Genomic DNA, 5,368 nt, shown 5'->3' on the forward strand with positions numbered 1-5,368 from the left:
GTTCCAGAAGACGGTCCGGGCGTCGGCGATCTTGGACGCGTACAGCTCGCGGGTCTTCGGGCCGATGTCCAGGCCCTCCTTGTCGGAGGGGATCTTGTCGGCGTCGACCGCGGTGAACTCGGCCGGGGCCTTCGTCTTCAGGTCGGGGAACTCGGCCGAGGCCAGGATGTCGACCGGCAGCACGAGCTCGACGCCGTGCTTCTCGGCGCGCTCCATGTACTCGGTCACCGTCGGGATCTGGTCCTCCTGGAGGAGGGAGATGCCGACCTCGTAGCCCTTGGCCTTGAGGAAGGTGTACGCCATGCCGCCGCCGATCAGGAGGCGGTCGGCCTTGCCGAGCAGCTCGTCGATGACGGCGAGCTTGTCGGAGACCTTGGCGCCGCCGAGGACGACGACGTACGGCCGCTTGACGTCCTCGGTGAGCTTCTTCAGTACGCCGACCTCGGTGGCGATGAGGTAGCCGGCGGCGTGCGGCAGCCGCGCCGGGAGGTCGTACACCGAGGCGTGCTTGCGGTGGACGGCTCCGAAGCCGTCGCCGACGTACACATCGGCGAGGGCGGCGAGCTGGTCGGCGAAGGCGCCGCGCTCGGCGTCGTCCTTGGACGTCTCACCGGCGTTGAAACGGAGGTTCTCGATCACGGCGACCCGGCCGTCGGCGAGACCGTCGACGGTGGCGCGGGCCGACTCGCCGACGGTGTCGGTCGCGAACGCGACGTCGGCACCGAGCAGTTCACCGAGGCGCGCGGCGGCCGGCGCGAGCGTGAAGGCCGGGTCCGGGGCGCCCTTGGGGCGGCCCAGGTGGGAGGCGACGACGACCCGGGCGCCCGCGTCGGCGAGGGCCTTCACGGTCGGCAGCACGGCCCGGATACGGCCGTCGTCGGTGATGGTCGTGCCGTCCAGCGGCACGTTGAGGTCGGCGCGGACGAAGACCCGCTTGCCGGTGACGCCTTCGGCGAGAAGTTCGTCGATCGTCTTCATGTGTGATGACTCCTAGGGGAGATCGAGGACAAGCGACAGGGCCCGTACAGCGCTTCCTTGCGCTGCCCGAGCCCTGTGGCTCACATCGAGGTGCTGCTACCGGCCGCTGGTCAGAGCTGGTTGCCGACGAAGACGGTCAGGTCCACCAGACGGTTGGAGTAGCCCCACTCGTTGTCGTACCAGCCGACGACCTTGACCTGCTTGCCCTGGACCATGGTCAGGGAGGAGTCGAAGGTGCAGGAGGCCGGCCAGTTCACGATGTCCGAGGAGACGATCGGGTCCTCGGTGTACTCCAGGATGCCCTGGAGCTGGCCCTCGGCGGCCTTCTGGAAGGCGGTGTTGATCTCGTCCTTGGTGACCTCGCGGTCGAGCTCCAGGACCAGGTCGGTGACGGAGCCGGTCGGGACCGGAACGCGCATGGCGATGCCGTCCAGCTTGCCCTTGAGCTGCGGGAGGACCAGCGCGGTGGCCTTGGCGGCACCGGTCGAGGTCGGGATGATGTTCTCCGCGGCGGCGCGGGCGCGGCGCAGGTCGGAGTGCGGGAAGTCCAGGATGCGCTGGTCGTTCGTGTACGCGTGGACCGTGGTCATCATGCCCTTGACGATCCCGAAGTTCTCGTCCAGGACCTTGGCCATCGGCGCCACGCAGTTGGTGGTGCAGGAGGCGTTGGAGATGACGTGGTGGTTGGCCGCGTCGTACTTGTCCTGGTTGACACCCATCACGATGGTGATGTCCTCGTCCTTGGCCGGAGCCGAGATGAGGACCTTCTTGGCGCCGCCGGCGATGTGCTTCTCGGCGTCGGCCTTCTTCGTGAAGATGCCGGTCGACTCGATGACGATGTCGACGCCCAGCTCGCCCCACGGGATGTCGGCGGGGTTGCGCTCGGAGAGCACCTTGATGGTGTGGCCGTCGACCGTGATGGTGTCGGCGGTGTGGCTGACGTCCGCCTTGAGGCGGCCCAGGATGGTGTCGTACTTCAGCAGGTGAGCAGTGGTCGCGGTGTCACCCAGGTCGTTGACAGCCACGATCTCGATGTCAGCACCCTGCTCCAGCAGCGCGCGGAAGTAGTTACGACCGATGCGGCCAAAGCCGTTGATGCCTACGCGGATCGTCACGAAACCGATCTCCTCGTTGGTACGCCGGGTTTCGACGCCGGCGAGCTGTATGGGATGTCCCCGACCGCTTACGACCCTACCTCCCCGGGGCAGCCGGAGTGACATCGAGCACGCCCGCACATTCCGGTGCGCGCCGGTGGCCCGTACCTACCGACAAGTACGGGCCACCGGGGCTCGATGCGACTACACAGGGTCAGCGCCGCAGCGCGCTGAGCGCCTTTCCGATGATCTGCTTGCGCTCGGCCGCGCTCGCCACATGCTCCAGGCCGAAGCCGAGGAGCACGGTGTCACGGGTGGCGACGGCCGCGTAGGAGTGGAAGAGCGCCGGCGAGCGCGCCCAGTCGGAGCCGTTGCCCGGGCTGCCTGCTGGCGGTCCGGTCACGGTCCACGGGCCGAGGGCGGTCTCGAAGCCCTCCGCGCCCTGCGGGGTGCCGCCGATGACGAGGCTCGTGCCGTCGGCGAAGACACCGAGGCCGCCGGTGCCCGGGTCGGAGATGTAGGAGATGGACAGCTCGACCTGCTTGCCCGCATAGGCACTCAGGTCGACGGAGACCGGCTGCCAGCCGTTGGAGCTGCCGGTGAACCGGTTCCAGCCGCCGGTCGTGCCGGTCGGCGCGCAGCTGTCGGCTCCGACGGTGAGGTAGTGGGCCAGGAAGGGATGGCCGCCGACGTAGAAGCCCGCGTCGCATTCCGCGGGCGTCTCGGTGGTCGTGCCGCCGTTGGCGTCGGGCAGGGTCGTCCAGTCGTCCTGGCCGACGGTGTGGGCTTCGACGACCACGTTGTCGTAGTCCTGCTCGGTGTCGTAGCTGAGCTGGAAACGGAGGCTGGGCGCGGCCGACGCCGCCGTGCCGGTCAGGTCGACCGTCCGGCTGAGCCGCATCCAGGAGTCGTCGGAGTGCCGGGCCGCGGCGAAGGAGCTGCCCTCGTACGGCTCGAAGGGGGTGCGTACACCGGGGTAGTCGCCCGCGGCCGAGCTGCGGAACTGCGGGAACTGATCGGGCTTCAGGGTGTCGGAGGTGACGGTGTACGCGCCGGCCGCGTTCAGCGGGTTGGCCGTGGCGTCGCCGAGGACCGCCTTCGTCCCCGCGAAGGATCCCGTTCCGGCGAACCCGGGCGGGGACTTGAGTCCGGCGCGGCGGTACGCGCCGAGGTAGTACTGGGCGAAGTCGTCGGATTCGGCGCGGCCGATGTTGATGTTCCCGCCGTTCTCCTCACCGGCGTTGATGAGCTTGCCGCCCTCGTTGACGAAGTCGCGGACGGCGAACATCACCGGGCCGGACGGTTTGCCGGCGCCCGTGTACCAGACGACGGTCCTGAAGTGGGACAGGACACCGAGGGCGTGCGGCGTGCCCTGGGTGGCGACGTCCCAGACGGCGGCCTTGCGGCCGTTGTCGGCGAGCGCCTTGGTGTAGGCGGCGGTGTGCTGGGCGGGGGTGCCGGGTACGCCTTCCTCGGCGAGCACGAGGGTGTCGGCGCGGGGCCGTTCGGCGACGGTGTACGTGAACGGGGTGCTGGAGACCCGCTTGCCGTCCCGGGTGCGGCCGGTGAACCAGACCTCGACCTTGTCACCGGCCCCGGCGCCTTCCACCTCGGCGCGGTACTGGTCGAAGCGGATGTTGTCCTCGCCGCCGTAGACGTCGCCGCCCTTCCAGGCCGTGAGGTCCTCGTCGTGCGTACGGCCGCCGTTGATGCGGTAGTTGAGCTCCTTGTCGCGCAGCGACCTGCGGGCGGTGACGGAGACCTCCTGGTCGCCACGCGCGTACGAGACCGAGAACGGGTCCGGGGTGAAGTCCGGGGCCTCGATGCCGACCGGGGAGGACGGCTGGTCGGGGTGGGCGGCGGTCTCGGCGACCGCGAGAGCGAACGGGATGTTCTTGGCGAACTCCTGCTGGATCAGCTTCTCGTCGTCGGGGAAGGTGAAGACGGACGCGCAGTCGCCCGGCTCCCAGGGGTCGTTCGGGTCCACCCGGGACGCGGTCACGCACGTCGACATCTCGGGGGTGAACATCATCATGCCGTTGACGTTGGCCGCGTGGCCGTCGGCCTCGCCGTTGGTGGTGTACAGCTCGGAGGAGAGCTGGGGGCGGTAGCCGGGTACGGCGGACTTCTGGGGCGTTCCCGCAAGGGACTTGTAGAGGACGTCGTCCGGGGTCGGGGAGGCGACCTGCCAGCCGACGCCGTAGAGCAGCAGCTGGGCGGCGGAGTGGTAGTTGATGCCGTACTCGAAGCCGATGCGCTTCTGGAAGGCGTCGAGGGCCCTGGTCTCGGGCTCGGAGCCGGGGGCCGTGCCGCGGAAGGTCTCGTCGGCGGGGTCGGGGGACGAACCCTCGTTGTCGTAGCCCCACTTGTAGGAGAAGTTGCGGTTGAGGTCGACGCCGTCGCCGGGGGTGATCCTGCCGTCGCGGTTGTTGTCGCGGAGGTTCTTGCGCCACTGGCGGTTGTCGGGCGACGCGTGCGTGTAGTCGTAGCCGTCGGGGTTGGCGGAGAGCACGAACCACAGCTCGGTGGTGTCCACGATCCTGGTGATGCGCGGGTCCTTGCCGTAGTTCGCGAGGTAGTGGTGGAGCAGCCGCCGGGTCATCTCGGGGGTGATCCACTCACGGGCGTGCTGGTTGGAGAGGTAGAGGGTGGCCGGCTTGGCGCCGTCGCGGTACTTCTTGGCGCCCTTGGTGACCTTGAGGGCGAGGATGTCCTGGCCGTTCAGGCTCTTGCCGATGCTGACGGCCTTGGTGATCGAGGGGTTGGCGCCGGCGGTGGCGAGGATCTCCTCCTTGAGCCCGCCCTTGCCGCCGTAGGGGCGGAAGACGCCGTCGCCCGCGGCGGCGAGGCGCTTCCCGGCCGCGGCGGGGACGGTGTGCTCGGTGATGCCGACGCCCTTCCCGCGCAGCTCGCCGGCCTGTTCGTCGGTGAGGTACATCTCGATGGTGGCGGTGCCCTTGTCCGGCACCTGTTCCGTCAGTTCATGACCGTCGGCACCGGCCGCGAGGAGCAGCGGAACCTGTGCCTTGGTGACCTTCGCATGCCATACGGAGAGTCCGTCGTCCGCTCCGCCCTGGTCGGCCCGGGCGAGTGGCGCGGCCGCCAGTCCGGCGATCAGGAGTGAGGTCGCGGCAAGGATCGATCTTGCTCTTCGTCTCATTGGCCCCCCTTGCTTTCGTCTGTCGCGAAAGAAACAGATGCCAGGCTCATGACAGTTCATGATCATGTCAAGATGGCGTGAGGGACGATTGCCGTCAAGTACGGGCCGCTGATATGGAAACGCCGCTGCCGGCGCC

At 68.9% G+C, this 5,368-nt stretch carries 3 protein-coding genes; all 3 read right to left on the reverse strand.

The window, feature by feature from the left end; genetic code table 11:
* The coding region (locus tag ACWGI8_RS38555; protein ID WP_453668099.1) for a phosphoglycerate kinase at window positions 1-978 on the reverse strand (978 nt) is incomplete at its 3' end.
* A gap of 110 nt (window positions 979-1,088) precedes the next feature.
* Complete coding sequence (gene gap / locus ACWGI8_RS38560) at window positions 1,089-2,093, reverse strand: type I glyceraldehyde-3-phosphate dehydrogenase (RefSeq protein WP_453668100.1); 1,005 nt, start codon at window positions 2,091-2,093, stop codon at window positions 1,089-1,091.
* 193 nt (window positions 2,094-2,286) lie between these two features.
* Window positions 2,287-5,232, reverse strand: a complete 2,946-nt coding sequence (locus ACWGI8_RS38565; RefSeq protein ID WP_453668101.1) for a M14 family zinc carboxypeptidase — start codon at window positions 5,230-5,232, stop codon at window positions 2,287-2,289.
* Window positions 5,233-5,368 lie beyond the last annotated feature (136 nt).

It is taken from the genome of Streptomyces sp. NPDC054841, from assembly GCF_053611045.1.

Coding starts and splice junctions, on each gene's coding strand:
- ACWGI8_RS38565 (WP_453668101.1), bottom strand. CDS start 5,232: ATGAGACGAAGAGCAAGATCGATCCTTGCCGCGACCTCACTCCTGATC.